Genomic DNA, 25,902 nt, shown 5'->3' on the forward strand with positions numbered 1-25,902 from the left:
AATCACGCCATGGCCGCGATCCTGAACATTTCCTCCTACAAGTTCGTCACCCTGCCCGATGCGCCCGCCCTGCGCGAGGTGCTGTTCGAGCGCGCCCAGGCGCTGAACCTCAAAGGTACGGTGCTGCTGGCCGAAGAAGGCATCAACCTGTTTCTGGCCGGCCCCGCCCAGGGCGTGCGCGATTGGGTGGGGGCGCTGCAGCAAGATCCCCGCTTTGCCGATCTGGCGCCCAAGGAAAGCTGGTCGGACACCGTGCCGTTTCGCAAGCTGCTGGTGAAGGTCAAGCGCGAGATCATCCGCATGAACCACCCCACCATCCGGCCGGATTGGCAAGGTGAAGAAGGCCGCGCGCCGGCCGTGTCACCGGCTGATCTGAATCGCTGGCTGGGCCAGGGGCACGACGACGAGGGCCGCCCGGTGGTCACGCTCGACACGCGCAACGCCTTCGAGGTCGACTACGGCACCTTCCGCAACGCGGTGGATTGGCGCATTCACAAGTTCAGCGAGTTCCCCGAGGCCGTGCAGGCACACAAGGCCGAGTTCGAGGGCAAGACCGTGGTGAGTTTCTGCACGGGCGGCATCCGCTGCGAGAAAGCGGCGCTGTACATGCAGGAAGCCGGCATCGAGCGCGTGTACCAGCTCGACGGCGGCATCTTGAAGTACTTCGAACTGACCGACGGGGCCCACTACGACGGCACCTGCTTCGTGTTCGACGAGCGCGAGGCGCTGGGGGCCGACCTGTCGGCACACCCAGGTGCGCTGCAGCAGACGTCAGGGGCCACTGAGGCCGGTGGGGCCTGATTCCATCAGCGAGAACATGCCCTGGTAGGGCAGCAGGTTGGTGGCCACCACCTTGTCGATGGGGGTGGCGAACCCATCGTGCATCCAGCGCGCGGCCAGCAGCACGTTCATGCCGATCAGGCCATCGGCCAACAGGTTCAGGTCGACATCCGGGATGCGGTCGGCCGGCACCAGGCGCTGCAGGTGCAGCTTGAGCAGGTCGGCGTAATCGCGTGCGGTTTCGTTGCTCAGTTGCGCCACCTCGGCGTCGATGCTCAGGGCGTCGACCAGCATGATGCGCCCGTGGCGGGGGTCTTCGCGGATGAAATCGAGGAACACGCGAATGGCCGGCTCCAACATGCCCAGCGGCGTCAGGGGCGCCTTCTGCAGCGACTGCAACGTGCGGGCCATCAGCTCTTCGCGCAACTGCCCGTAAACCGCCTGGAACAGCTCGCGCATGGACCGGAACGACTCGTAGAAATACCGCTCAGTCAGGTGCGCCGCCACACACACCTCCCGCACCGTGCTGGCGTGAAAGCCCTTGGTGCCGAACATCTCGATGGCACCCTCGATGAGCTTTTCTCGGCGCTGACGCTGGCGCTCTTCAGGCAGCACGCCTCCATAGCGGCGCTTGTTCGGAGAAGGCAAGGGCGAAGCGGTGTTTTCCATGGGGATCGCTATCTTGACATGAAGCATTGTCAAAGCTATTCTGACAAGAATTCTTGTCACAAGTCAAACGCCGCACACAAGGCGCCCAGGAGATCCGCATGAAACATCACGAACAAGGCCAGGCCCTGCCCGGCCGCACCTCGTCCAACGGGGTGGAAACGGTCCACGTCATCGTCATCGGCACCGGTTTTTCGGGTCTGGCCATGGGCGTGAAGCTGCGCGAAGCCGGGGAAGACAACTTCGTGATGCTCGAGCGCGCCTCCGATGTGGGCGGCACCTGGCGCGACAACACCTACCCGGGTTGCGCCTGCGACGTGCCCTCGAACCTGTATTCGTTCAGCTTCGACCCCAACCCCAGCTGGAGCCGCCTGTACGGCACCCAGCCCGAGATCTACGCCTACCTGCGCAACACCGCGCGCAAGTTCGACCTGCTGCGTCATGTGCGCTTCAACGCCAACGTGGTGGGCGCGCGTTTTGACGACCAGCGCCAGGTGTGGCGCGTCACGGCCGAAGACGGTCGCCAGTTCGAGGGCCGCATCCTCGTGTCGGGCATGGGCGGCCTGAGCAACCCGTCGATTCCCAACATCCCGGGGCTGAACACCTTCGAAGGCACCACCTTCCACTCGGCCACATGGAACCACGAGTTCGACTTCACCGGCAAGCGAGTGGCCGTGATCGGCTCGGGCGCCAGCGCCATCCAGTTCGTGCCGCAGATCGCACCGCTGGTCGACCAGCTGGACTACTACCAGCGCACGCCGGCCTGGGTGGTGCCCAAGGACGACCGCCCCCTGTCCGACAAGGAACGCCTGGACTACACCCAGAACCCCTGGCGCCAGCGGCTGTCACGCTACAAGCAGTACTTCCTGATGGAAGCGCGCTTCCTGGCCTTCCGCTACAAGCCCGAATGGATGGGCCTGGTGGCCAAGGTGGCCAAGCACAAGATCCGTCAGGCCGTGAAGGACGAGGCCCTGCGCGCCAAGATCACGCCCGACTACACCCCGGGTTGCAAACGCTTGCTGATCTCGAACGAGTACTACCCGGCCCTGGGCCGCACCAACGTCGACGTGATCACCGAAGGCATCCAGAAGGTCACGCCGCGCGGCGTGGTCACCCAAGACGGGGTGGAGCGTCCGGCCGACGCCATCGTCTTCGGCACGGGCTTCAAGGTGTCAGACCCCATCCCGCCCAAGACCGTGTTCGGCAAGGGTGGCCGCGACCTGCACGAAGTCTGGAAAACCGGGCCCGAGGCCTATCTGGGCATCACGGTGTCGGGCTTTCCCAACTTCTTCATTCTCATGGGTCCCAACACCGGACTGGGTCACAATTCGATGGTCTACATGATCGAGTCGCAAGTGCACTACGTGCTCGAAGCGATCAAGGCCATGAAGGAGCGGGGCATCAAGGCCCTGGATGTCAAGCCGCAGGCCCAGAAGGCCTTCATCGACAGCATCCAGGAAGGCCTGAAGTCCACCGTCTGGAGTTCGGGCTGCAAGAGCTGGTACCTCAATGAACAAGGCCGCAACGTCTCGCTGTGGCCAAGTTTCACCTTCGCCTACCGGTTCAAGACCCGCCGTTTCAACCTCTCGAAGTACACCGTGGAGAAGGCATGAGCTTTCAGTCGTTTGTTGCCAATCTGATCCTTCGCTGGCAGTTCAAGAAGGCCGGGAAAGGCCCGATCGATGTCAAGTTCGCACGCAACAAGGTCAACAAGCTGGCCGACCGCTACCCGCCGCCGCCCAAAGATGTGAAGCACACGCCGGTGCCGGCCAACCCTGCCAAGGGTCTGTGTGCCGCCGAATGGCTGAGCGTGGCCAACCCGCAGCGCACGGTGCTGTACTTTCACGGGGGCGGTTACTTCTTCTGCGGCCTGACCACCCATCGGCCCACCTGTGCCTACCTGGCCCGCAGCGGGCAAGCGCGCGTGCTGTCGGTCGATTACCGCATGGCGCCTGAAAACCGCTTCCCTGCGGCCGTGGAAGACGCTGTGGCCTGGTGGAAAGAACTGCTGGCTCAGGGCACCCGCCCCGAGCAGGTGGTGTTCGCTGGCGACTCGGCCGGTGGCGGCCTGGCACTGGCCTGCCTGCTGGCTGCCAAAGCCCAGGGCCTGCCCCTGCCGGCGGGCGCCCTGCTGTATTCACCCTGGACCGACCTGAGCTGTTCGGGCGAGACCATGCGCACCCTGGCCGACGTTGACGTGATGTTCAACCCGGAAGCCCTGCCCGAGGCCGCCAGCTTCTACGTGACCCCGCAAGACCTGAAGAATCCGCTAGCCTCTCCGCTGTTCGGGGACCTGACGGGCCTGCCCGAGATGCTGGTGATGGCCAGCAACCACGAGATCCTGCTGTCCGACTCGATTCGCCTGGTCGACAAGGCCCGACAGCAAGGCGTGAAAATCGAATTCATCCGCCGCGACAAACTGCCCCACGTGTGGCCCACCATGGTCATGCTGCCGGAAGCCCGCCGCGACCTGAAGCTCTCCGGCGAATTCGTTGCCCGCGTCACCCGCGGCTGATCCACCCCATTTCACATCCAGCACCATGAAGAATTTCAAGGGCAAGGTCGCCGCCATCACGGGCGCCGCATCGGGCATGGGCCGCTCACTGGCCATCGAACTGGCACGCCGTGGCTGCCACCTGTCACTGTCTGACGTGAATGAATCCGGGCTGGCGGAAACCGCCGCCATGGCCGGCAAGTTCGGCGTGAAGGTCACCAGCCAGAAGCTGGACGTGGCCAACCGCGAGGCCGTGTTCGCCTGGGCCGACCAGACGGTCATGGACCACGGCAAGTGCAACATGATCTTCAACAACGCCGGCGTGTCCCTGACCGTGAACCTGGACATCGTGCAGCAGCGCGATTTCGACTGGATCATGGGCATCAACTTCTGGGGCGTGGTCTACGGCACCCAGGCCTTCCTGCCGCACCTGCGCAAGGCCAATGAAGAAGGCCACATCATCAACACCTCCAGCCTGTTCGGCCTGATGTCGGTGCCCACCCAGGGCTGCTACAACGCCACCAAGTTCGCGGTGCGTGGCTACACCGAAGCCCTGCGCATGGAGCTGGAGATGGCTGGCGACAAGGTCAGCACCACCTGCGTGCACCCGGGCGGCATCGCCACCAACATCGCCCAGGCTGGCAAGATCGACCCGAACATGGAGCGGGTATCGGGCGTGAGCATCGAAAAGCAGCGCAAGATGGCCAACAAGATGATCAACCGCACCACGGCCGATTCCGCCGCGTTGCAGATCCTCAAGGCCGTGGAAAACAACGAACGCCGCGTGCTGGTGGGCGCCGACGCCAAGGCCCTGGACAAGGTGGTGCGCCTGCTGGGCTCGGCCTACCAGGTGCTGATCATGCGTCAGCTGGGTCGCATGCGCCCGCGCCCGGCCCGCTGAAACCGGGTCAGAATCGCGCTGTTCTTCGGCTGACACGGCGGTTCACGGCATGCGCATCTGGTTCAAGCGGCTGTTCACTTCCAGCGTGATCTTCGCGCTGGGTGTGGCCCTGGTCGTGTGGTCCACCTGGGAGCCCGACCGGCAACTGGGCAAGCTGGTCGAGCGTTGGGCGCAGCAGCCGTCGGCCTTCATCGAACTCGACGGCATGCAGGTGCACTACCGCGACGTGGGCCCGCGAGACGACACCGATCCCATCGTGCTGATGCACGGCATGTCGTCCAGCCTGCACAGCTTCGAGGTGTGGCAGCAGGTGCTGTCCGACCGCCGCCGCGTGATCACGGTCGATCTGCCAGGCTTCGGCCTGACTGGCCCCAGCCCTCAAGGAGAGTACCGCATCGAAGCCTACACACGCTTCACGCTGCGGCTGCTCGACGCACTGAACGTCAAGAAGGTGATCCTGGGAGGCAACGCCCTCGGCGGCGAGATCGCCTGGCAGACCGCCTTGCTGGCACCCGACCGCGTCAAGGCGCTGATCCTGGTCGATGCCGACGGCTACAAGCTCTCACGCTTCAGTCAGCCCATCGCGTTCAACATTGCCGGTGCCAAGACCTTGCGCTGGGTGTCAGAGCGCATCTTGCCGCGCAGCATCATTGCATCGAGCGTGCGCAATGTGTTCGGCGACCCGGAAAAGGTCAACGACGTGCTGATCGACCGCTACTTCGAGTTGAACCTGCGGGTGGGCAACCGACGGGCGCTGTTCCAGCGCATGGACCAGGCCGAACCCGGGGCACGTCAGGACAAGATCCGGCTCATCAAGCAGCCCACGCTGGTGCTGTGGGGCGGTCAGGACCGCATGGTGCCCGTGGAATGGGCCCACCGCTTCTGTGAAGACATCTCGTTGTGCACCAAGGTGATCTTCCTGCAACTGGGACACCTGCCTCAGGAAGAGGCCCCGTTCATGACCCTGGCGCCCGTGAAGGCCTTCTTGCGCCTGACCGACCAGCCCGCCGATTGACGCACGGATGGGTGCGCGACGGGCCGGCCGATGCAGGGTGCCTCAGCCTTGCAGGCGCCAGCGGGCCTGACGCACCACCGAGGCCACCACCTTGTCCAGCAGCTGGTCCATGGGTTCGCGCGTGAGGTTGCCGGCTTGGTCGAACGCATCACCGGCCGAACCCAATGCCATCTGCTCGGGCACGGCCACCATGGCGAAGTTGGTGCTCAGGTAGGTGCGCACGATGGGCAGCTGGCGAATGCCACCCAGCGCACCGGGCGAGGCGGCCAGCAAACCCACCGGCTTGCCCGCCGTGGCACCGGTGCCGCCGGGCAGGCTGCCTTCGGCCTTGACCACCGAGAGCCAGTCGAAACTGTTGATCAGCAGGGGCGTGGGCAGCGCGTTGTACTCGGGGCACGACAGCAGCAAGCCATCGTGGCTGGCGAACAGTTCGCGCAGCTGCAGCGCACCGGCCGGCATGCCGTCGCGGGCCAGCAGGTCGTCGTCATAGACCGGCAGGTTCAAGGCGCGCAGGTCGACCGTGGTCACGCTGGCGCCCAGGGCCTGGGCCTTGCGGCCGGCCAGTTGCACCAGGCGCTGGTTCAACGAGCCTTCGCGGGCGCTGCCCGAGATGAGCAGCAGTTTCGGGGAGGTGGTCATGTCATGCCTTCAAAAAATCAGGCCGAGAATTTAGCCGTCACAGCGGCCACGCGCGCTCCGAACAAACGCGCGGTCTCCAGGTCGCCCGGCAGCATCTCGTCGACGCTGGCGTCAGAGGGGGTCGATGCCATGGCGCCGCTGAATGAGGCCACGTAATTCACGTCGTTGCGGGTGGCGGCCTTCGCATTGCTGGGCATGAGGCCCGTGCCCACCCAGACCATGCTGTGCTGCATGGCCACGGTGAACAGGTAGTGCAGGGTCGACAGCTTGTCGCCGTTCATCGAGGCGCTGTTGGTGAAGCCGGCCGCGATCTTGTCCTTCCAGCCCTGGTTGAACCAGATGCGGGAGCTGGCGTCCAGGAACTTCTTGAACTGCCAGGGCACGTTGCCCATGTAGGTGGGCGCACCGAAGATGATGGCGTCGGCCGCGTTCAGCGTGGCCCAGCCGGCGTCAGCCAGGTTGCCCTCGGCATCGACCTCGACCAGCTCTGCACCGGCGCCGTTGGCGACCGATTCGGCCATGCGGCGGGTGTGGCCGTAGCCGCTGAAATAGACAACTGCGATTTCCTTGCTCATGGTGTTTCCTTTCGGGTGGTACCCTTGCGGGCATGTTCAGTTACCGACACGGCTTTCACGCCGGCAATCATGCCGACGTCCTCAAACACACGGTGCTGGTGCAGCTTCTGGCGCACCTGGCACAGAAGGACAAGGCCTTCTGGGTGGTCGACACCCATGCGGGTGGCGGCCTGTATGACCTGACGACCGGCTTTGCGGCCAAGAGCGGTGAAGCCGGTACCGGCATTCAGACGCTGTGGGCCGCGCGCAAGTCGGGTCTGCCGGAAGCGCTCAAGGCGCTGGTTCAGCAGATCCAGGTGTGCAACGAAGGGCCCGACCTGCGCTGGTACCCCGGCTCGCCCCAGCTGGCGGCGCAAATGCTGCGCCCGGGCGACCACCTGCGCCTGTACGAGCTGCACTCGACCGAAAGCCGCGCCCTGGCGGCCCACTTCGCCGACGTCAAGCGCGGCGTGAGCCTGCAGGTGGCCGACGGCTTCGCGGGCCTGAAAGCCTGCCTGCCGCCGCCCCCAAAGCGTGGCCTGGTGCACATCGACCCGCCTTACGAGAACAAGGACGACTACCGCCGCGTGCAGCAGGCGCTCAAGGAGGCCATGCTGCGCTTCCCCACGGGCACCTACGCCATCTGGTACCCCATGGTGGCGCGTCGCGAGTCCGAGCAGCTGCCAGGCCAGCTCAAGAAGCTGGTGCCGGGCAAGTGGCTGCACGCCCAGTTGCGCGTCAAGGCCACGGCCCGAGATGGCCTGGGCCTGCACGGCAGCGGCATGTTCATCGTCAATCCGCCCTACACCCTGTTCGACAAGCTGGCCGAGGCCCTGCCCTGGATGGTCGAGCACCTGGGCCAGGACATGCACGCAGCCTACGAGCTCGAGTCCGAAGCGGCCTGAGACCTGCTTCGGCAGGGCGGGGTTCAGGGCGACAGACATGGCGGTGATTTGCTGAATGTGGCCGCGGGCGCTCAGGCCGCCAGGTCGAACACCAGCACCTCGGCGCCTTCGCCGCGGGCCAGGGTCAGCAGCGATTCGCCCTCGATCTTGAGCGCATCGCCCTGCGCCAGGGCCTGGCCCATCACCTCGATGCGGCCCCGCGCCACCTGCACATAGGCCTTGCGGGCCGGGTTCAGGGGTACCTCGGCGCGCTCGTCGCCATCGAACAGGCCGGCATAGATGCTGGCGTCCGAGTGAATGGTCACCGAGCCCTCGGCCCCATCGGGCGAGGCCACCAGGCGCAGCTTGCCGCGCTTGTCGGCTGCCTCGAAATGCTTCTGCTCGTAGCCCGGCGCAATGCCCTGGGCCTTGGGCTGGATCCAGATCTGCAGCAGGTGCACCGGCTCGCGCGGGCTGGGGTTGACCTCGCTGTGCATGATGCCGGTGCCGGCGCTCATGCGCTGCACATCACCCGGCAGGATGGTCGCGCCATTGCCCAGGTTGTCGCGGTGGGCCAGCTGGCCTTCCAGCACGTAGGTCACGATCTCCATGTCGCGGTGGCCGTGCATGCCGAAGCCACGGGCGGGCGCCACCCGATCTTCGTTGATCACGCGCAGCGGGCCAAAGCCCATGTGCTGCAGGTCGTAGTAGTCACCGAAAGAAAAGCTGTGCTGGGCGTACAACCAGCCGTGGTCGGCCTGGCCCCGTTGGTCAGCGCGTCGCAGTGTCCACATGGTGTTCTCCTGAGTCGGGCACCGCGTCAGGCGGTGCGATGAACTGAACTTTAGGCCGCGCCCCCACCTGCACCGTGCCAGCCCAGTGATGGCATCATTCGATTTATTTGAACGACACCCGAGCCGCCATGCACAACCGCCGACAGGTGCTCACCCCCGACGCGCTGGAAATGATGGACACCATCGAGCGCACCGGCAGTTTCGCAGCCGCCGCGCGCGAGCTGGGCAAGGTGCCCTCGGCCTTGACCTACAGCGTGCGCCAGCTGGAAGACGCACTCGATGTGCTGCTGTTCGACCGCAGCAGCCGCCAGGCCCGCCTGACCGCGGCCGGCGAAGAGCTGCTGCGCGAAGGGCGCCACCTGCTGGCCCAGATCGACGCGGTGGCCAACCGCGTGCAGCGCGTGGCCTCGGGCTGGGAAACGCAGCTGACCCTGGCCATTGATGGCGTCATCAGCCAGGGGCCGGTGTTCGACCTGGTGGAGGCCTTTTACGCCCTGCAGCCCCCCACCCGCCTGAAGGTGCGGCACGAGGTGCTCAGCGGCACCTGGGAAGCCCTGGCCAGCGGGCATGCCGACCTGGCCCTGGGCGTGGGCGCGGCCCGCAGCGACAACCCCGACATCCGTGTGGAGCTGCTGGGCGAGATGGCCTTCTGCTTCGTGGTGGCGCCCCACCACCCACTGGCCAGCCTGCCGGAGCCCCTGCCCGCCACCGAGCTGATGCGCCACCGCGTGATCGCCGTGGCCGACACCACCCGCAACCTGGAAGGCCTGACCGTGGGCATCCTGCCCGGCCAGGACGTGCTGACCCTGCCCAGCCTGCGCGACAAACAGGAAGCGCTGCGGCGGGGCCTGGGCTGCGGCCACATGCCCCAGTACCTGGTGCAAAGTGATCTGGCGACCGGCAGCCTGGTGCGCAAGGCCGTCGACCAGCCTCAGCGCGTGGCTTCGCTGAATCTGGCCTGGCGGCACAAGGGCCGCGAGCCAGGCAAGGCCCTGCAGTGGTGGCTGGAGCACCTGCGCCACCCGGCCACACGCACGGCCCTGCTGTCGAACGCCCCGGTGTGCGCCTGAACGGCCAACCCGCCTGCCCGCTCGCGCCATGCCTGCCTACATCGGACGTTTCGCCCCCTCGCCCACCGGCCCCCTGCATGCGGGCTCGCTGGTGGCCGCGCTGGCCAGCTGGCTGGATGCCCGCGCCCATGGCGGCCAGTGGCTGGTGCGCATCGAAGACGTGGACACCCCCCGCTGCGGGCCCGGCGCCGCACAGACCATCGTGCAGCAACTGGCCGACTGCGGCCTGGTCAGCGACGGCCCGGTGCTGTGGCAATCGCAGCGTGAGGCCGCCTACAGGCGGGCCCTGGACGCGCTGGTGGCACAAGGCCTGGCCTACCCCTGCGCCTGCACACGCGCCGACATCGCCCGCGCGCAGGAGGCTTTGGGCTGGCGCAAAACGCGCCACGGCGACCTGGTCTACCCCGGCACCTGCCGCCCCGACCATGGTGGCCTGGCCGGTCGCGAAGGGCGCGCCTGGCGCCTGCAGGTGCCGCACGACACCCCGCTGTGGCACTGGAACGACCGGCTTGCGGGGCCGCAGCAGCAGGACCTGGCGCAGGCCGTGGGGGATTTCGTGATCAAGCGCGCCGACGGCCTGTGGGCCTACCAGCTGGCCGTGGTGGTCGACGACGCCGAACAAGGCGTCACCGACGTCGTGCGCGGGCTCGACCTGCTGGACAACACCCCCCGCCAGCAATGGCTGCAACGCTGCCTGGGCCTGCCCACACCGCGTTACCTCCACACCCCGCTGGTGATGGCGGCCGACGGGCAGAAACTGTCCAAGCAGAACGGTGCCACAGCGCTGGACACCAACCGCCCGCTCGAAGCCCTTCAGCAGGCTGCCACAGCCCTCGGGCTGCGTGTGGGCACGGCCACCGCCGTGAACCACTGGCTGGCCCTTGCCACACAAGCCTGGGCCGACAGCTCCTTCATGCGCCCGGCTGCTCGATGACCACGAAGTGCTTGCGCACCGGCGTCAGCACCTCGAACGCGCCCTCGAACCCGGCCGGGATCACAGCGCCCTGCCCGGCCACCACATCGGTGTAGCCTCCCTGGGCATCGTGCAGCCGCACGTGCCCCTCCAGCACGAAGAAATACTCGGCCTTGTCCGCTGGAAACACGATGCGCCAGCGCCCCACCTCGCAGGCCCATACCCCCACCGACAGGCCCAGCGGGCCCGATTCGTACAGCGACCAGGTCTGGCGCAGCGGGTTGCCTGCCTCCAGCCGGTCCGGCCGGGGTCGGTCAAACACCGGATCGCCCTGAGGGGGATCCAGGCGCACAATGCGGGGTGACAGCGTGCGGTCAGAGGCCATGCCGGGGTGCTTTCGGAAAACTCAGGCCGCGATGCTAGCAGCCACTCCCAGCCCTCCCTTGCCGCATGAACCTCCTGCTGCTCGAAGATGACCTTGACCTTGGCCAGGCCGTGGCCGACCACCTGCGTGCCCACGGCCACACCGTGCACTGGGCCCAGCGATGTGACGATGCCCGCCAGGCATTTGACAACCCGGCGCACGACATGGCCTTGCTCGACCTGCGCCTGCCCGATGGCAGCGGCCTGGACCTGGTGCGACAGTGGCGCCAGGGTGGCGACCGCCGGCCCGTGCTGGCCCTGACCGCACGCGACCAGATCAGCGACCGCATCGAAGGCCTGCAGGCCGGTGCCGACGACTACCTGGTCAAGCCGTTTGATCTGAACGAACTGCTCGCCCGCATCGACGCCATCTGGCGACGCTGTCAGCCCACACCCTCCGGCAGTCCGGTGCCAAGGCCGGGCACAGCGCCGGCCATCACGCCGCTGACGCTCGACTTCGACCGCCAGATCGCCCGCCGACACGGGCAGCTCGTCAACCTCACGGCCATGGAATGGTCGCTGCTGGCGGTGCTGTCGCGCCAGCCCGGCAGCACCGTCTCGAAAGAGGCCATCCGCCAGGCCTTCAGCCAGGGCGGCCGCTTCGACAGCGACAGCAACTCGCTGGAAGTGATCGTCAGCCGGCTGCGCCGCAAACTGGGCGCCGACCTGATCACCACCCACCGGGGCCTGGGCTACCGCCTTGAAATCAGCGCCTGAACACCCGCCCAGCCTGCGCCGCCAGTTGCGCAACCGGCTCTGGCTGATGATCGCCAGCCTGTGGGTGCTGGGCTCCGGCGTGGCCCTGTCGGTGCAATGGCACGAAACCGACCAGCTGCTCGACCACGCCCAACGCGAAACCGCCCGGCTGGCCCTGAGCCTGCCGCTCAATGCCGAGGGCCCCACCGCCACGCCCACACCCGACGCCAACGACACCTTGCAGATTCAGGTGTTCGACGCCCAGGGCGGCCTGGTGTGGCGCTCTCCCCGGGCACCCGACGCCCCCCTGGCATCCCTTGAAGGCCCCACCGAGTTTGAAGCCGACGACCGCCGCGTGCTGGTCATGCGCGACGCCGCCACCGGCCGTGCGGCCGTGGTGTCGGCCTCACTGGCCGAACGCGAATCGACGCTGCGCAATGCCACCGAGGGCATGGTGCTGACCCTGGTGCTGCTGCTGCCCCTGACGGCCTGGGGCCTGTCCTGGGTGCTGCGGGCCACCTTCGCGCGCCTGCAGACCATGCAGCAGGCCCTGGCCCGCCGCTCGCCCGAGGCGCTGCAGCCCCTGCACGTGCCCGGCATGCCTCGGGAGTTCATCCCCATGGTCAGCGAGATCAACCGCCTGCTGGCCCGGCTGGAGCAGGCCCGCCACGCCGAGCGCAACTTCGTGGCCAACAGCGCCCATGAACTGCGCACGCCGGTGGCCGCGGCCCAGGCCCAGCTGCAACGCCTGCAAGACGAACTGGCCCGCGGCCCGAACGGAGACGCGCAGCAGGCCCGCACCCAGGCGCTGGCCCGCCAGCTCGACCGGCTTCACCACCTGTGCGTCAAGCTCATGCAGCTGGCGCGGGCTGAATCGGCCGTGGTGCGTGACCGCAGCACCTTCGATGTGGTCACCATCGCGCAACTGGTGCACGAAGAGTTTGACCGTCAGGGGCACCGCGAACGCCTGCGCCTGCTGCACCCCTCCGAGGCCGTGCAGGCCCGGGGCGACATGGACGCCCTGGCCATCGTGCTGCGCAACCTCATCGAAAACGCCTTGCTGCACACCCAGGGCACCGTGACCGTGCAAGTGCACCCCGATGCCAGCCTGAGCGTGACCGACCAGGGCCCCGGCATCGAGCCCGCGCGGCTGGCGCAATTGTTCAAACCCTTCGAGCGGGGCGACACACAGGCCCAAGGCCACGGCCTGGGCCTGGCCATCGTGCAGGCCATGAGCCGACAGATGGGCTGGGGCCTGAGTTTCCAGAGCCCGCACGACCAGGGCCCAGGCCTGCGCGCCGTGTTACGCCTTCAGGCCCCCTGAACCGGCTCGTCAGGCGACACCTCCGGCGCTGACAGAAAGTGCGTGCGGTAGTACAGCAGCTCGTCGATCGACTCGTGGATGTCGGCCAGCGCGGTGTGCTTCTGTGCCTTGCGAAACCCGCTGACCAGCTCGGGCCGCCAGCGACGCGCCAGCTCCTTGAGCGTGCTCACATCGAGGTTGCGGTAGTGAAAGAAGGCTTCCAGCCGGGGCATGTAGCGCGCCAGGAACCGACGGTCCTGACAGATGCTGTTGCCGCACATCGGCGAGCGCGAGGCCCACACGTGCTTTTTCAGGAACGCGATCACCTCGGCCTCGGCTTCCGCCTCGGTCACGGTGGAGGCCTTCACGCGCTCGATCAGGCCGCTGCGGCCGTGAACACCCTTGTTCCACTTGTCCATCTTGCCCAGCGTCTCGTCGCTCTGGTGGATGGCGAACACCGGCCCTTCGACCCGCACGGTCAACTGCGGGTTGGTCATCACCACCGCGATCTCGATGATGCGGTCGCTGTCGGGCTTGAGGCCGGTCATCTCCAGATCGATCCAGATCAGGTTCAGCTCGTCCTTGGGCAGCAGGGGCTGTGCAGGGGCAGCGGGAACAGGGGGCGTCGTGTCGACAGGTGAAACGGCGTCAGGCATGAAACCTCGAAGGCGCAGGGGGCAGGCCCCGCATTGTCGCCCAGGGCATGGCGGGCAAACCGTACACTTGCGCGCATGTCTGCCGAACTCGCCACCTCCGTGACCGCCTCGCTGGCCCTGCCCAGCGTGCAGGCCCCTGCCCTCACCCTGGCCTTTGCCGTGCTGCTGCTGACCAACCTGCTGGTGAAGTTCTGGCTGGCCAGCCGCCAGATCCGGCACGTGGCCCAGCACCGAGGGCGCGTGCCCGAAGCCTTTGCCGCCACCATCACCCTGGAAAGCCACCAGAAGGCGGCCGACTACACCATCGCCCGGTTGCGCCTGGGCCTGGTGTCCACCGCCGTGGGCACAGCCACCTTGCTGGGCTGGACCCTGCTGGGCGGGCTGGATGTGCTCAACAGCACCCTGCGTGACACCTGGCAACTGCACCTGCCATGGGCCCAGCCCTGGCAAGACCTGGGCTATCAGCTGGCCCTGTTCGGCGCCGTCTCGGTCATTGGCGCCCTGATCGAATTGCCGCTGGACCTGTACAGCACCTTCCGCCTGGAGCAGCGTTACGGCTTCAACCGCATGACCTGGGGCCTGTGGCTGCGTGATGCGGTGGTCGGCACCTTGCTGGGCGTGGCCATTGGCGGCCCGCTGCTGGGCCTGATCCTGTGGCTGATGGCCGCCGCCGGCCCGCTGTGGTGGCTGTGGGCCTGGGCTGTGTGGACGGGCTTTTCACTGCTGATGATGGTGATCTTCCCCACCTTCATCGCCCCGCTGTTCAACAAGTTCGAACCCCTGACCGACGAGCCCGTGAAGGCCCGCATCGAAGGCCTGATGCAGCGCTGCGGTTTTGCCTCCAAGGGCCTGTTCGTGATGGACGGTTCGCGCCGCTCGGCCCACGGCAACGCCTACTTCACCGGCCTGGGCGCGGCCAAGCGCGTGGTGTTCTTCGACACGCTGCTGGCCCGCCTGAGCCCCACCGAGGTCGAGGCTGTGCTGGCGCACGAACTGGGCCACTTCAAGCACAAGCACATCACCAAGCGCATGGTCATGATCTTCGCCGTGAGCCTGGTCGCCTTTGGCGTGCTGGGCTGGCTGTCGCAGCAGGTGGGCTTCTACGTGGGCCTGGGCGTCAAGCCCAACATGAGCGCCCCCAACGACGCCCTGGCCCTGCTGCTGTTCATGATGACGATGCCGCTGGTGCTGTTTTTCACGGCACCGCTGATGGCCGGCTTTTCGCGCAAGGACGAGTTCGAAGCCGACGCCTACGCCTGCACCCACGCCTCGGGCGCTGACCTGGCCCGGGCCCTGGTCAAGCTGTACGACGACAACGCCTCCACCCTGACGCCCGACCCGCTGTACGTGCGCTTTTACTACTCGCACCCACCAGCGTCCGAACGGCTGGCTGCCATGTCGCAGCGCCGGGCAAGCGCCTGAGCTCGCACGCCTTGTCCAGCCTCACGTCCAGCCCTGTGTCCAGCCCCTTGTTCACCCCCCTGCACGCATGACCACGCCCACACCCTCGGCTTCGCTGCAAGCCCTGCACCTTCAACGCTGCGGCCACCAGAGCGGCCCAGCCCTCAGCCCGGCCGGCCAGACGGCCATGCTCACGCAAGTGCAAGGCTGGCAGGTCGATGCCAGCGTGCCCGGTGGCATGCTGTGCAAGACCTTCGAGTTCCCGGACTACGCCCGCACCCTGGGCTTCGTGAACGCCGTGGCCTGGATCGCCATCGAGCAGGACCACCACCCCGACATCGCCTTCGGCTACAACCGCTGCACCGTGCGCTTCAACACGCACTCGGTGGGCGGTTTGTCGGTCAATGACTTCATCTGCGCGGCCCGCGTGGATCAGCTCTTCGCATGAAGCGCGGCCACGGCAGCAGCCGTCCGCCCCGCCAGGCCGCCAAAGGCGCGCGCAAGAGCGCTCACGACGACTGCGAACAAGGCCTGGTCGTGGCCACCCACGGCCGCCATGTGGTGGTCGAGCAGCCCGACGGGCAGCGTCTGATCTGCCACCCACGCGGCAAGAAAAGCGAAGCCGTGGTCGGCGACCGGGTCAGGTGGCAACTCACGCAGGAAGCCTCTGACGAAGGCGTGATCGTGGAGGTGAGCGAACGCCGCAACCTGCTGTACCGGCAGGACGAATGGCGCAGCAAGAGCTTCGCGGCCAACCTCGACCAGCTGCTGATGTGGATCGCGGTGGAGCCCGTGTTCAGCGAAGCGCAGCTCACGCGCGCCCTGATTGCGGCCCATGCGGCCGACATCCCGGTCACCATCGTGCTCAACAAGATCGACCTGCCTGGCGCCGATGCGGCCCGCCAGCGCCTGGCCCCGTATGTGGCCATGGGCTACCGCGTGGTCGAGCTGTCGCTCAAGGCCGAAGCCGGTGCGGCGCGCGAGCAGGTGCTGCCCCTGCTGGAAGACCGTGCCTCGCTGGTGCTGGGCCCTTCGGGTGCGGGCAAGAGCACCCTGATCAACACCCTGCTGCCCGAGGCCCGCGCCGAGGTGGGCGAGATTTCGCAGGCCCTGAACTCGGGGCGCCACACCACCACCACCAGCCACTGGTACTGGCTGGACGACGCCCGGGTGGGCGCCGTGATCGACTCGCCCGGCTTCCAGGAGTTCGGCCTGCACCACATCCCGGCGGTGGAGCTGGCACGGCACATGCCCGACCTGGCCGCGCACATGAACGACTGCCGCTTCCACAACTGCACACACCGGCAAGAGCCGGGCTGCGCGGTGCAGGCCGCCGTGGCCGCCGGGCAGATCAGCCCGATCCGCCTGAGCCTGTTCACCGATTTCTTCGACGAGCTCAGCCAGCCCCGCTGGTGAGCCCTGCCCAGGCCCCTGGCCGTTTCGACCGACATGCGCAACACCCTCGCCCCACTGCCCGCCACCCTGGACGCGTTCCGCCAGGGACAGATCAGCCTGCCCGACCTGGCCCGCACCTGGCGTGATGCCGCCCAGGACCACGAACCGGGCCTGCCCCAGCGCTACCTCGATGTGCTGGAGCGGGTGCTGAACCAGCTGGAAAGCGCTTCGCTGTTCACCGAAGAGAGCTGTTCGTTCAGCCAGAACGACATGGTCGACGCGCTGGCCGACTGGCTGAGCCACGCCCAGCGGCTCTGAGGCCTCGGGGCCCTGGGGCGTCAGCCCACCAGGTTGGCCAGCGACAGCAGCGCCAGCAGCAGCATCCACAGCACCACCGAGCGCCAGATCAGCGCCACCACATGGCGCAGGTGGTCCATCTGGGGCGCCACACCACCGGTGCTGCCCACAGCGGCCACGGTTTCGGCACCATCACCCTCGGTCAAGGTGCGGCTCATGTCCTGGCCGGCGGCTGGGGCCACACGGCCACCCAGTTGCACCCCCACCGCACCGGCGGCGGCAGCCAGCAAGGTGCCCTCGTTGGCCTGGGCCCACAGCCCCGCATGGCGACGCCATGATTCGATGGCCTCTTCGAAATTGCCCACCACCGCAAAACCGAAGGCGGTCAGGCGGGCGGGCACGTGGTCCATCCAGGCAAACAGCTGGGCTGACAGGCGCAGCAGGCCGTCGTGGGTGCTCTCGCCCGTGGTGTGGCTCTTGTAGGCCCAGTACCGGCTGGAAAACTCGGCCATGCGGTACAGCACGGCGCCCATCGGGCCCAGTCCCAAAGAAGACAGGGCCACGAACCAGAAAAACACCCCGAACACATGGCGGTGTGCCGCCACCAGCGAAAACTCGATCACGTGCCGCAGCAACTCGGTGCGTGGCAGCTCGCTGGCATCGACATGGCGCCACTGCGCCAGCAGCTCGCGGGCACGGTCTTCCTTGCCGGCGTCGAGCGCGTCACGGATGTCGGTGAAATGGTGGCTGAACTGCCGAAAACCCAGCGTGAGGTACAGCACCAGCACGTCCCAGCCCAGGGCCAGCACCGTGCTGTAGGGGTTGAGCAGCCAGTAAATGCCGGCCACCAGCGCCGCCGGCCCCACCACCGAAATGGCCCACACCACGCGGGCATGCACCGGCGCACCCGCGTCAAAATTCTGCCCCACCCAGCGGGTCCAGCCGGACAGACCGTGGTGCACGGGGTTGCGTGTGGGAAGGGGCTTGAGCTGTTCGATCAGCAAAGCGAACAGCACGGCAAAGAAGCTCATGACCTCAGATCATAGCGGGCCCGCAAGGCCGGCGTGGGTTGCAGGGTCAGGCCGCCAGGAAACGATAGAAATTACGCAACATGGCTGCGGTGGCGCCCCAGATGAAGTACTCCGGCTCTTCGGGCTGGGCGCGCCAGGGCATCGAGAAATAGCTCAGGGCACGCCCCTCGTGCTCGACGGCGTGGCGCTGGTGATGGGCCGGGTTCATCAGGAAGTGCAGGGGCACCTCGAACACGCGGGCCACCTCGCCTGCATCCGGGGTCAGGCGCAGGCTGTCGTGTTCCTGAGGCTCGGCCTCGATCAGGCCCACCACCGGCGTGACCTCGAAGCCGGTGCCCGTGATGTAGGTGGGCAAGCTGCCCAGCACCTCGACCCGCTCGGGGGCCAGCCCCACCTCCTCGTGGGCCTCGCGCAAGGCCGTGGCCACCAGCGAAGCGTCGTCGGGCTCGGCGCGCCCGCCCGGGAAGCTGATCTGGCCCGCATGTTTTTTGAGGTGCTCGGTGCGCTGGGTCAGCAACACCTGCGGGGCCAGACCCTGGTCGGCGGCGTGGGGCCGCCACACCAGCGGGATCAGCACGGCCGCGGGCACCGTCTGCTCGGCCTGGATCCAGCGGTCGGTGTGCACGTCGGGCGCCCACACAGGCGGCGCCAGGAACCGTTGCCGCAAGGACTGCGGGTGCAACTGCGCCACCGACACGGGGGGCAAGTGCTCGTGGGCAGGCAGGATGGGGATGGAACGGGGGTCGAAGGACAAAGCCATGTCCGATGGTAGCCAAGAAAAAACCGCCAGGGCTTGCGCCGTGGCGGTTTTCGGTTCGACAAGGCCTGGGGCTTTGTCGATGCTGGCATTGCGTTGCAAGGGCCAGCCTTTGACTGCGTCGAAAGCTGGCTTGCCATGCGTTGCATGGCACCACTCAGCCTTCGGCCGAGTGGCTTCGCTTCGCTCAGGCCAGCTTTTCCTTGATGCGAGCCGACTTGCCCGAACGCTGACGGAGGTAGTACAGCTTGGCGCGACGGACATCACCGCGGCGCTTGACTTCGATCGAGGCGATCAGGGGGCTGTACAGCTGGAACGTACGTTCCACGCCTTCGCCGCTCGAGATCTTGCGCACGATGAAGCTGCTGTTCAGACCACGGTTGCGCTTGGCAATGACCACGCCTTCGTAGGCCTGGACACGCTTGCGGGTACCTTCCACCACGTTCACCGACACGATGACGGTGTCGCCGGGGGCGAACGAAGGGATGGTCTTGTTCAGACGAGCAATTTCTTCTTGCTCAAGTTGCTGGATGATGTTGGACATCAAAGGCTCCTGAATGATCGTGCCCGCGCGTGGTTGAAAATGGCGCCGCACCCGTTTTTGGGCACGGCAAAGCCGGGCAGAGGATCGGAAAAACGAAGATTATAGCAAAGTCTTCAAAAATTGCTCATCCTGCTTGCTGAGGCGGCCTTCGGCACGCGCCTGGGCGATCAGCTCAGGGCGGCGCGCCCACGTGATGGCCAGTTGCTGCTGGCGGCGCCAGGTGGCAATGCGGGCATGGTGGCCCGACATCAGCACCTCGGGCACGGCCGCCGAGGCGTCACGCACCGGCAGGCCTTCAGGCCACTGCAGCACCTCGGGGCGGCTGTAATGCGGGCAATCGAGCAGGCCGTCGGAAAAACTGTCCTGCTGGTGCGAGGCGGCGTCGTGCAGCACACCGGGCTGCAGCCGCGTCACGGCGTCGATCAGGGTCAAGGCAGGCAACTCGCCACCCGACAGCACGTAGTCGCCCAGGCTCACCTCTTCGTCGACAAAGGCGTCGATGAAGCGCTGGTCGATGCCCTCGTAGCGACCGCACAGCAGCACGGCGCCCGGCCCCTGGGCCAGGACTTCGACCCGCGACTGGGTCAGGGGCTTGCCGGCGGGGCTGAACAGGATCACGGGGGTGCGGGGCACGCCTCGCGCAGCCTGTTCGGCGCGGATGGCGTCCATGCAGCGCAGCAGGGGCTCGACCAGCATCACCATGCCGGGCCCGCCACCGAAGGGGCGGTCATCGACGCGGCGGTAGTTGTCGTCGGCGTGCTCGCGCAAAGGCCACAGGCGCACGTCCACGGCCTTGCTTTCGAAGGCGCGACGGGTCACGCCCACGCGCTGGAAAGGCTCGAACAGCTCAGGAAACAGGGTGATGACGTCGAATCGCATGGCGGCGTCCAATGGGCTCGCCAGGCGGCGCGCCGGTCAGTAGTCCAGGCCCCAGTCGACCAGGATCTGGCGATCGGCCAGGCTGACCTTGTCGATGTAGGCGCCGACAAAGGGGATCAGGCGCTCGGCCGACTGGCCTTCGTCGCCCGTGAAGGCGCAACGCAGCACGCAGTGCGGGCCGGTGTCGAGCAGGTCGGTCACGGTGCCCAGGGCCACGCCCTCGCGGTTCACCACGTTCAGGCCGATCAGGTCGATCCAGTAAAACTCGTCGTCGTCGGGGGTCGGGAAGGCCGACCGGGACACGAAAATGCGCGCGCCCTTGAGGGCTTCGGCGGCATTGCGGTCTTCGCAGCCTTCCAGCGTGGCCACCACGGCATCGCCCTGCTCTTTCGCGTTCTTCACGCGCAGCAGACGAGGCTCGGACAACTTGGGAAGGGCTTTGCCCGCGGCTTCGGCCGGGGCGGCACCGGGTTTGCGCACACCCGTGGGCTTTTCAGCCGGGAGCACGAACCACTTCTTGGTGCAAAAGAGCGCCTGGGGATCGGGCGAAAACGGCAGCACCTTGATGCCACCGCGCACGCCCCAGGCGTCGAGAACACGCGCGACTTCCACCGCATCGTCGGGCCAGGCGGTGCCACATGGCAGCACCTGGGGCGAAGCGGTCAGCGCGCGTTCAGTCATTCAGCCGGTACAGCAGCGAATGATCAGGCAGCGGCCTTGGCCTTGGCGTCGACCTTGATCAGGCGAGCCACGGCGTCGGACACCTGGGCGCCTTGGCCCACCCAGTATTCCACGCGGTCACCGGCCAGACGCAGGGTCTCGGCCTTGCCCGAAGCCAGCGGGTTGTAGAAGCCCACGCGCTCGATGAAGCGGCCGTCGCGGCGATTGCGCGAATCTGCAGCAACGATGTAGTAGAAGGGGCGCTTCTTGGAGCCGCCGCGGGCCATACGAATCACGACCATGGTGTGTCTTTCAAAAATGATCTGGCGACCGCTGCCCCGGGGAGACACTCGCGGAAACAGCCGTCAGTTGCCCTGCCCGGCACGTTATGCTGCACGAACAGGTCTGCTTGACTCCGCCCTGGTTAGATACGCGCTCAGCTTGCAAGCACCCCCAAACCCACTGGGTTCCAGTTGAAACCAGTTGATTTGAGTGCGCACCACAGGCCCCGCCCAGGTCGGAAAACCGCAGATTATAGCGAGCACTTGCGGCACACGGCAACATGCAGAAGTCCAAAACCTTGAGCACCTGGCTGGCCTTCCTGGGCGGCACCCTCGGCCTGCACCGTTTTTACCTGCACGGCCTGCGTGACATCTGGGGCTGGCTGTGCCCCCTGCCCACCTTGCTGGGTGTGTACGGCCTGCTGCGCCTGCGGCATCTGGGGCTGGACGACACCTGGGGCGCAGTGGGCGTGTGCGTGCTGGGCCTGATGCTGGCCGGCGGCATGTTGCAGGCCATCCTGATCGGGCTGACGCCGGACGATCGCTGGCATGCGCGCTTCAACCCCACCCTGGCAGGTCGCCCAGGCGCGCCTGTGGCGGGGTGGGGCAATGTGTTCGCGATCGCCCTGTCGCTGCTGATCGGCGCGGCGGTGCTGATGGCCACCATCGCGTTTGCCGGGCAGCGTTACTTTGAACACCAGATCGAAGAAGCGCAAAAACTCAGCCAGTGAGCCTTGGCGCTGACGCAGGCTCAGTTCCGGAACATGAAATAAGCCGCACCCACCAGGCACAGGGCCGCCCAGAGGTAATCGGTCTTGAACGGCTGCCCCAGGTAGAACACCGCAAAAGGCACGAACACGCTCAGGCTGATCACCTCCTGCATCACCTTGAGCTGCCCCACGTTCAGGGCCGTGGCCCCGATGCGGTTGGCCGGTACCTGCAGCAGGTATTCGAACAAGGCAATGCCCCAGCTCACCACGGCGGCGTACAGCCAGTGGCGATGGCTCATGCTCTTGAGGTGGCCGTACCACGCGAAGGTCATGAACACGTTGGAGGCCACCAGCAGCAAGGCGGTCTGCAGGGGCACCGGCAGCATGTGTTGCAGGGAGGAAAGCAGGCTTGTCATGCAGGCAGTCTAAGCACGGGGGGCGACACGGCACGCCTTGTACGGGATAATCCCGCTTTTGCGCCCTGACCTTTCCGCCACGGACTGCCCCATGACTGCTGCCACGCCCAACACCCCGCTGACTTACGACCAGGCCGGTGTCAACTACGACCTGATCGACCCCCTGAAGGTGGCCGCTCAACGCGCAGCAGCACAGACCGGCGCCCACCTGGCCAGCCACGGCTTCAGTGAAGTGCTGGCCTCGCGCGGCGAATCGGCCTATGTGGTCGATGTGGGCCCGATGTACCTGGCCTCCATCGTGGAATGCCTGGGCACCAAGACCCTGGTGGCCGACGAAATGGCCACCCTGACCGGCAAAAGCTACTACGACAGCATCGCCCAGGACACCATCGCCATGGCGGTGAACGACCTGATCACGGTGGGCGCCACGCCCCTGGTGGTGCAGGCTTACTGGGCCGCAGGTGGCTCCGACTGGTTCGGCGACAAGGTGCGTGCCAACGCTCTCGTGGCCGGCTGGAAGAAGGCCTGCGAGGTGTGCAACGTGGCCTGGGGTGGCGGCGAAACGCCCGCCCTGGCCGGCATCGTGGCCGACGGCCGTGTCGACCTGGCCGCCTCGTGCACCGGCATCATCAGCCCCAAGACCCGCCTGTCGGTGGGCGACGAACTCGGCGCCGGTGACGCCATCGTCTTCCTGGCTTCCAGCGGCATCCACGCCAATGGCCTGTCGCTGGCCCGCAAGCTGGCCGAGCGCCTGCCCCAGGGCTACCTGACCGACATCGGCAACGGGCAAACTTACGGCGAGGCCCTGCTGGCCCCCACGGTGCTGTATTCGCCCGTGACCGAAGCCATGGCCGCCGAAGGCATCATCCCGAACTACTGCGCCAACGTGACCGGCCACGGCTGGCGCAAGCTGCTGCGCCACCCCAAGCAACTCACCTACCGCATCACCACCGTGCCGCCCAAGACCCCGGTGCTGGCCTTCATGCAGAAGGAATGCGCCCTCGACGACCACGAGGCCTACGGCACCCTGAACATGGGCGCAGGCTTCGCCCTGTACGTCAAGCCCGAGCACGCCGAACGCGTGGTGGCCATTGCCAAGGCCCAGGGCATCGACGCCTGGGTGGCCGGCCGCGTGGAAGATGGCCCCAAGCAGGTCGTCATCGAGCCGCTGGGCGTGACCTACGGCGCCGAAGAGCTGCAGCTGCGCTGAACGCCCCCGCTTTTCGCCACACGAAAGCCGCACGTGGGCAGCCGCTCATGGGCGGCTTTTTCATTTCTGCGCTTCAGTCTGCAACTCCTGCGTCGATATCAGGCCATATCGGGCAGTTTCCATGCAATCTGTCCCCCACGCACCGCAGGCAGACTGAGCATGAACATCAGAAACATCCGCATCGGGCAGCGCCTGACCATCGGGTTTGGCCTTGTGATCGCCTTGCTGGCCCTGCTGGCAGGCCTCGCCGTGTTGCGCATCCAGAGCCTGAGCACGGAGATCACCTCCCTGATCGAGGTGTCTTACCCGCGCAGCGTGGTGTCACATCGCATCAAGGCCGACATGAACGAGGTGTCTCGCAGCATGCTGAGCATCCTGATCATGTCCGACGACGGGCAGATTGCGGAAGAACTCAAGAAGGTCGAGAAATTCTCGGCCTCGTCCGACACGCTGTTCGCCCAGTTGCAGCAGAACGTGGCCGATGAAGACGGTCGCAAGCTGCTGGAAGACATCACCAAGACGCGCGAAAAGGTCAAGAAATCGCAGAAATCCTTCGTGAGCATGATCCAGGAGGGGCAGAAGGAAGACGCGATGACCAAGTTCCTGTTCTCGATCCGTTCGGCCCACACCAAGTACTTCGAACAGCTGGACCAGCTGGTGAAGCTGGAGGAAGCGCAGATGGTGGCTGCAGGGCAGCGTTCGACCCGGCAGGCCCACAAGACCGAGCTGCTCATCCTGGGCCTGGCCCTGGCAGCGGTGGTGGCCAGCGTGTTCGTGGCCATGTTCTCGACCCGCAGCATCACCCGCCCGCTGAACCGAGCGGTGGAGGTGGCCCAGCGTGTGGCCCGCGGTGACCTGACCGCCACCATCACTTCGCAAAGCGAAGACGAGACCGGCCAGCTGATGCGGGCGCTCGACGAAATGAACCGCAGCCTGCAGCAGATTGTGGGCAATGTACGCCAGGGCACGCAGGCCATTGCCTCGGCCTCGGTGCAGATCGCCTCGGGCAACTCCGACCTGTCGATCCGAACCGAAGAGCAGGCCGCGTCGCTGCAGCAGACCTCGGGCGCCATCGGCGAGCTGACCCGCATCGTGCGCCAGAACGCCGACAACGCCTCGCAGGCCAACCAGCTGGCCACCTCGGCCTCCAGTGTGGCCAGTGAGGGGGGCTCGGTGGTGCAGCAGGTGGTCAGCACCATGGGCGCCATCGACGCTTCGTCGCGCAAGATCGTGGACATCATCAGCGTGATCGACGGCATCGCCTTCCAGACCAACATCCTGGCGCTGAACGCGGCCGTGGAAGCCGCCCGTGCAGGCGAGCAAGGCCGCGGCTTTGCCGTGGTGGCCGGCGAAGTGCGCACCCTGGCGCAGCGCTCGGCCACGGCGGCCAAGGAGATCAAGTCACTGATCAACGAGTCGGTCGAGAAGGTCGAACAAGGCAGCCGCCTGGTGTCTGAAGCCGGCCAGACCATGGACAACGTGGTGGCCAGCGTGCGCCGCGTGACCGACATCATTGGAGAGATCACGGCCGCCAGCCACTCGCAAAGCGAAGGCATCGAGTCGGTGAACCGCACCATCCACCAGATGGACGGTGTGACCCAGCAGAACGCGGCCCTGGTGGAACAGGCCGCAGCCGCCGCCGAATCCATGCAGAACCAGGCGCAGAACCTGGCGCAGATGGTCAGCGTGTTCAAGCTCGATGGCCGCGACGAACATCACCTCTGAACGGCCTGACACGGCCATGCGACACAAGGAGTCCAACTCATGAAAACACGCATCACCGCCTGGGCCCTGAGCGCCCTGATGGGCCTGAGCGCCACTGGCGCCTGGGCCGCAGAAGTCAATGGCATCAAGTTCGACGACAGCATGACCGTGGGGGGCAAATCGCTGGTACTCAACGGCCTGGGCGTGCGCCACAAGGTGGTCAAGGTGTACGCCGTGGGCCTGTACCTGACGGAAAAAAAGACCGACACCGCTGGTGTGCTGGCACTGAACGGCCCCAAGCGGTTCCGGCTGGTCACGATGCGGGACATCAGCTCTGAAGAGCTTGCACAGGCCGTGCTCACGGGGGTGAACAAGAACCTCGACAAGGACGAAAAGAGCAAGTACGTGAGCCAGCTGGTGAAGTTCGGCGAGTTGTTCAATGAAATCGAGACCGGCAAGAAAGGCGATGTGATCATTGGCGACTACATCCCCGGCACGGGCACGGTGATCACCTTCAACGGCAAACAGCTGGGCCAACCGCTGCCCGACCTGGGCTTTTACAACGCCATCCTTCGCATCTGGATCGGCAGCAGCCCGGCCGACCCCACCCTCAAGCCGCTGCTGCTGGGCGACAAGCCTGACGCCTGACACCTGCACCCCACACGAAGCCCGGACCTTGACCCGGGCTTTCGCATACAATGGTCGGCGACGGGCCTCCCTGCATGGGGGCGCGGCCAACCGGGTCAGGTCGGGAACGAAGCAGCCCTAACCGTTTGCCTTCAGTGCCAGGGTTCAGGCTCGTCACCTCATTCCAAGTAGATGCCCCGTG

Annotated in this window: 31 protein-coding genes and 1 other RNA gene; 19 read left to right on the forward strand and 13 right to left on the reverse strand. The window is 66.5% G+C overall.

The genetic code is table 11. The features are described 5' to 3' along the window. The first annotated feature begins 9 nt into the window (after nucleotides 1-9). Nucleotides 10-801, forward strand: coding sequence for a sulfurtransferase (locus EYS42_RS02670; protein WP_130966292.1), 792 nt, complete (start codon nucleotides 10-12; stop codon nucleotides 799-801). On the opposite strand, the gene EYS42_RS02675 is transcribed toward EYS42_RS02670, so the two are convergent. Then, nucleotides 772-1,449, reverse strand: coding sequence for a TetR/AcrR family transcriptional regulator (locus EYS42_RS02675; protein WP_165456612.1), 678 nt, complete (start codon nucleotides 1,447-1,449; stop codon nucleotides 772-774). The genes EYS42_RS02670 and EYS42_RS02675 overlap by 30 nt on opposite strands. Nucleotides 1,450-1,547: 98 nt before the next feature. Between EYS42_RS02675 and EYS42_RS02680 the strand changes: the two genes are divergently transcribed. From EYS42_RS02680 to EYS42_RS02695, 4 genes are read left to right on the forward strand one after another with little or no spacing between them, the layout of a single operon-like run. Beyond that, nucleotides 1,548-3,059: a flavin-containing monooxygenase gene (locus EYS42_RS02680; RefSeq protein ID WP_130966294.1), complete on the forward strand. Its 1,512-nt coding sequence runs from the start codon at nucleotides 1,548-1,550 to the stop codon at nucleotides 3,057-3,059. Continuing rightward, nucleotides 3,056-3,961 carry an alpha/beta hydrolase gene (locus EYS42_RS02685; RefSeq protein WP_130966295.1) on the forward strand — a complete coding sequence of 302 codons (906 nt, stop codon included), beginning with the start codon at nucleotides 3,056-3,058 and terminating at the stop codon, nucleotides 3,959-3,961. Before EYS42_RS02680 ends, EYS42_RS02685 begins: the two co-directional genes overlap by 4 nt. Before the next feature lie 25 nt (nucleotides 3,962-3,986). Beyond that, nucleotides 3,987-4,841: an SDR family NAD(P)-dependent oxidoreductase gene (locus tag EYS42_RS02690; protein ID WP_130966296.1), complete on the forward strand. Its 855-nt coding sequence runs from the start codon at nucleotides 3,987-3,989 to the stop codon at nucleotides 4,839-4,841. 49 nt (nucleotides 4,842-4,890) lie between these two features. Further along, nucleotides 4,891-5,856, forward strand: a complete 966-nt coding sequence (locus EYS42_RS02695; RefSeq protein WP_130966297.1) for an alpha/beta fold hydrolase — start codon at nucleotides 4,891-4,893, stop codon at nucleotides 5,854-5,856. Between the two features lie 42 nt (nucleotides 5,857-5,898). Here EYS42_RS02695 and EYS42_RS02700 read toward each other — a convergent pair whose 3' ends face one another. Next, nucleotides 5,899-6,495 carry an NADPH-dependent FMN reductase gene (locus EYS42_RS02700; protein ID WP_130966298.1) on the reverse strand — a complete coding sequence of 199 codons (597 nt, stop codon included), beginning with the start codon at nucleotides 6,493-6,495 and terminating at the stop codon, nucleotides 5,899-5,901. Nucleotides 6,496-6,512: 17 nt separating this feature from the next. Then, the gene (locus tag EYS42_RS02705) at nucleotides 6,513-7,070 is read right to left on the reverse strand and encodes a flavodoxin family protein (RefSeq protein ID WP_130966299.1); all 558 of its coding nucleotides are present in this window, start codon (nucleotides 7,068-7,070) and stop codon (nucleotides 6,513-6,515) included. A gap of 32 nt (nucleotides 7,071-7,102) precedes the next feature. Between EYS42_RS02705 and EYS42_RS02710 the strand changes: the two genes are divergently transcribed. Beyond that, on the forward strand, nucleotides 7,103-7,954 hold the full coding sequence (locus tag EYS42_RS02710; RefSeq protein WP_130966300.1) for a 23S rRNA (adenine(2030)-N(6))-methyltransferase RlmJ: 852 nt from the start codon (nucleotides 7,103-7,105) through the stop codon (nucleotides 7,952-7,954). A 71-nt stretch (nucleotides 7,955-8,025) separates the two neighbouring features. On the opposite strand, the gene EYS42_RS02715 is transcribed toward EYS42_RS02710, so the two are convergent. Next, nucleotides 8,026-8,727, reverse strand: coding sequence for a pirin family protein (locus EYS42_RS02715; RefSeq protein ID WP_130966301.1), 702 nt, complete (start codon nucleotides 8,725-8,727; stop codon nucleotides 8,026-8,028). 128 nt (nucleotides 8,728-8,855) lie between these two features. Here EYS42_RS02715 and EYS42_RS02720 point away from each other — a divergent pair, with 128 nt between their 5' ends. Together EYS42_RS02720 and gluQRS are read left to right on the forward strand one after the other, a co-directional pair. Then, entirely contained in the window at nucleotides 8,856-9,797 is a 942-nt protein-coding gene (locus tag EYS42_RS02720) for a LysR substrate-binding domain-containing protein (protein ID WP_130966302.1), read from the forward strand. Nucleotides 9,798-9,825: 28 nt separating this feature from the next. Continuing rightward, nucleotides 9,826-10,731, forward strand: a complete 906-nt coding sequence (gene gluQRS, locus EYS42_RS02725; RefSeq protein WP_130966303.1) for a tRNA glutamyl-Q(34) synthetase GluQRS — start codon at nucleotides 9,826-9,828, stop codon at nucleotides 10,729-10,731. Here the strand turns inward: gluQRS and EYS42_RS02730 are convergent. Then, the gene (locus EYS42_RS02730; protein WP_130966304.1) at nucleotides 10,709-11,095 is read right to left on the reverse strand and encodes a cupin domain-containing protein; all 387 of its coding nucleotides are present in this window, start codon (nucleotides 11,093-11,095) and stop codon (nucleotides 10,709-10,711) included. The two genes, gluQRS and EYS42_RS02730, sit on opposite strands and share 23 nt — an antisense overlap. 65 nt (nucleotides 11,096-11,160) lie before the next feature. Between EYS42_RS02730 and EYS42_RS02735 the strand changes: the two genes are divergently transcribed. After that, nucleotides 11,161-11,850 carry a response regulator transcription factor gene (locus tag EYS42_RS02735; RefSeq protein WP_130966305.1) on the forward strand — a complete coding sequence of 230 codons (690 nt, stop codon included), beginning with the start codon at nucleotides 11,161-11,163 and terminating at the stop codon, nucleotides 11,848-11,850. Then, entirely contained in the window at nucleotides 11,834-13,153 is a 1,320-nt protein-coding gene (locus EYS42_RS02740; protein WP_130966306.1) for a sensor histidine kinase, read from the forward strand. The genes EYS42_RS02735 and EYS42_RS02740 overlap by 17 nt, the downstream gene beginning before the upstream one ends. On the opposite strand, the gene orn is transcribed toward EYS42_RS02740, so the two are convergent. Beyond that, a complete protein-coding gene (gene orn, locus EYS42_RS02745; protein WP_130966307.1) occupies nucleotides 13,141-13,788 on the reverse strand; it encodes an oligoribonuclease in 648 nt (215 codons plus the stop codon). The genes EYS42_RS02740 and orn overlap by 13 nt on opposite strands. Nucleotides 13,789-13,863: 75 nt before the next feature. Between orn and EYS42_RS02750 the strand changes: the two genes are divergently transcribed. From EYS42_RS02750 to EYS42_RS02765, 4 genes are all read left to right on the forward strand, one after another. Next, on the forward strand, nucleotides 13,864-15,210 hold the full coding sequence (locus EYS42_RS02750; RefSeq protein WP_207301091.1) for a M48 family metallopeptidase: 1,347 nt from the start codon (nucleotides 13,864-13,866) through the stop codon (nucleotides 15,208-15,210). Between the two features lie 67 nt (nucleotides 15,211-15,277). Continuing rightward, nucleotides 15,278-15,637: a 4a-hydroxytetrahydrobiopterin dehydratase gene (locus EYS42_RS02755; RefSeq protein ID WP_130966308.1), complete on the forward strand. Its 360-nt coding sequence runs from the start codon at nucleotides 15,278-15,280 to the stop codon at nucleotides 15,635-15,637. After that, nucleotides 15,634-16,605 (forward strand): ribosome small subunit-dependent GTPase A, encoded by a 972-nt coding sequence (gene rsgA / locus EYS42_RS02760; RefSeq protein WP_130966309.1) that lies wholly within the window; start codon nucleotides 15,634-15,636, stop codon nucleotides 16,603-16,605. The genes EYS42_RS02755 and rsgA overlap by 4 nt, the downstream gene beginning before the upstream one ends. Nucleotides 16,606-16,638: 33 nt before the next feature. Beyond that, nucleotides 16,639-16,902: a hypothetical protein gene (locus tag EYS42_RS02765; RefSeq protein ID WP_130966310.1), complete on the forward strand. Its 264-nt coding sequence runs from the start codon at nucleotides 16,639-16,641 to the stop codon at nucleotides 16,900-16,902. A gap of 20 nt (nucleotides 16,903-16,922) precedes the next feature. Here EYS42_RS02765 and EYS42_RS02770 read toward each other — a convergent pair whose 3' ends face one another. From EYS42_RS02770 to rpsP, 6 genes are all read right to left on the reverse strand, one after another. Next, a complete protein-coding gene (locus EYS42_RS02770) occupies nucleotides 16,923-17,912 on the reverse strand; it encodes a CobD/CbiB family protein (protein WP_130966311.1) in 990 nt (329 codons plus the stop codon). A gap of 46 nt (nucleotides 17,913-17,958) precedes the next feature. Beyond that, entirely contained in the window at nucleotides 17,959-18,672 is a 714-nt protein-coding gene (locus EYS42_RS02775) for a CoA pyrophosphatase (RefSeq protein ID WP_130966312.1), read from the reverse strand. 184 nt (nucleotides 18,673-18,856) lie between these two features. Continuing rightward, nucleotides 18,857-19,213, reverse strand: a complete 357-nt coding sequence (gene rplS, locus EYS42_RS02780; protein ID WP_058088201.1) for a 50S ribosomal protein L19 — start codon at nucleotides 19,211-19,213, stop codon at nucleotides 18,857-18,859. 99 nt (nucleotides 19,214-19,312) lie between these two features. Further along, nucleotides 19,313-20,092 carry a tRNA (guanosine(37)-N1)-methyltransferase TrmD gene (gene trmD / locus EYS42_RS02785; protein ID WP_130966313.1) on the reverse strand — a complete coding sequence of 260 codons (780 nt, stop codon included), beginning with the start codon at nucleotides 20,090-20,092 and terminating at the stop codon, nucleotides 19,313-19,315. Between the two features lie 36 nt (nucleotides 20,093-20,128). Beyond that, nucleotides 20,129-20,773 (reverse strand): ribosome maturation factor RimM, encoded by a 645-nt coding sequence (gene rimM, locus EYS42_RS02790; protein WP_130966314.1) that lies wholly within the window; start codon nucleotides 20,771-20,773, stop codon nucleotides 20,129-20,131. A 23-nt stretch (nucleotides 20,774-20,796) separates the two neighbouring features. Next, nucleotides 20,797-21,054 carry a 30S ribosomal protein S16 gene (gene rpsP, locus EYS42_RS02795; RefSeq protein ID WP_130966315.1) on the reverse strand — a complete coding sequence of 86 codons (258 nt, stop codon included), beginning with the start codon at nucleotides 21,052-21,054 and terminating at the stop codon, nucleotides 20,797-20,799. Between the two features lie 260 nt (nucleotides 21,055-21,314). On the opposite strand from rpsP, the gene EYS42_RS02800 reads away from it, so the two are divergent. Next, nucleotides 21,315-21,764, forward strand: coding sequence for a hypothetical protein (locus EYS42_RS02800; protein ID WP_130966316.1), 450 nt, complete (start codon nucleotides 21,315-21,317; stop codon nucleotides 21,762-21,764). Nucleotides 21,765-21,784: 20 nt separating this feature from the next. On the opposite strand, the gene EYS42_RS02805 is transcribed toward EYS42_RS02800, so the two are convergent. Further along, nucleotides 21,785-22,159: a DMT family protein gene (locus EYS42_RS02805; RefSeq protein WP_130966317.1), complete on the reverse strand. Its 375-nt coding sequence runs from the start codon at nucleotides 22,157-22,159 to the stop codon at nucleotides 21,785-21,787. Nucleotides 22,160-22,250: 91 nt separating this feature from the next. Here EYS42_RS02805 and EYS42_RS02810 point away from each other — a divergent pair, with 91 nt between their 5' ends. The 4 genes from EYS42_RS02810 to ffs all read left to right on the forward strand — a co-directional run bounded on the left by EYS42_RS02810 (nucleotide 22,251) and on the right by ffs (nucleotide 25,879). Further along, nucleotides 22,251-23,369 carry an AIR synthase-related protein gene (locus tag EYS42_RS02810; protein ID WP_130966318.1) on the forward strand — a complete coding sequence of 373 codons (1,119 nt, stop codon included), beginning with the start codon at nucleotides 22,251-22,253 and terminating at the stop codon, nucleotides 23,367-23,369. Between the two features lie 159 nt (nucleotides 23,370-23,528). Beyond that, nucleotides 23,529-25,094, forward strand: coding sequence for a methyl-accepting chemotaxis protein (locus EYS42_RS02815; RefSeq protein ID WP_130966319.1), 1,566 nt, complete (start codon nucleotides 23,529-23,531; stop codon nucleotides 25,092-25,094). A 39-nt stretch (nucleotides 25,095-25,133) separates the two neighbouring features. Then, nucleotides 25,134-25,721 carry a chalcone isomerase family protein gene (locus tag EYS42_RS02820; RefSeq protein WP_245503472.1) on the forward strand — a complete coding sequence of 196 codons (588 nt, stop codon included), beginning with the start codon at nucleotides 25,134-25,136 and terminating at the stop codon, nucleotides 25,719-25,721. A 59-nt stretch (nucleotides 25,722-25,780) separates the two neighbouring features. Further along, nucleotides 25,781-25,879, forward strand: an RNA gene (ffs, locus tag EYS42_RS02825) — signal recognition particle sRNA small type. Nucleotides 25,880-25,902 lie beyond the last annotated feature (23 nt).

It is taken from the genome of Aquabacterium lacunae, assembly GCF_004310865.1.
GTDB classification, from domain to species: Bacteria; Pseudomonadota; Gammaproteobacteria; order Burkholderiales; family Burkholderiaceae_C; genus Aquabacterium; species Aquabacterium lacunae.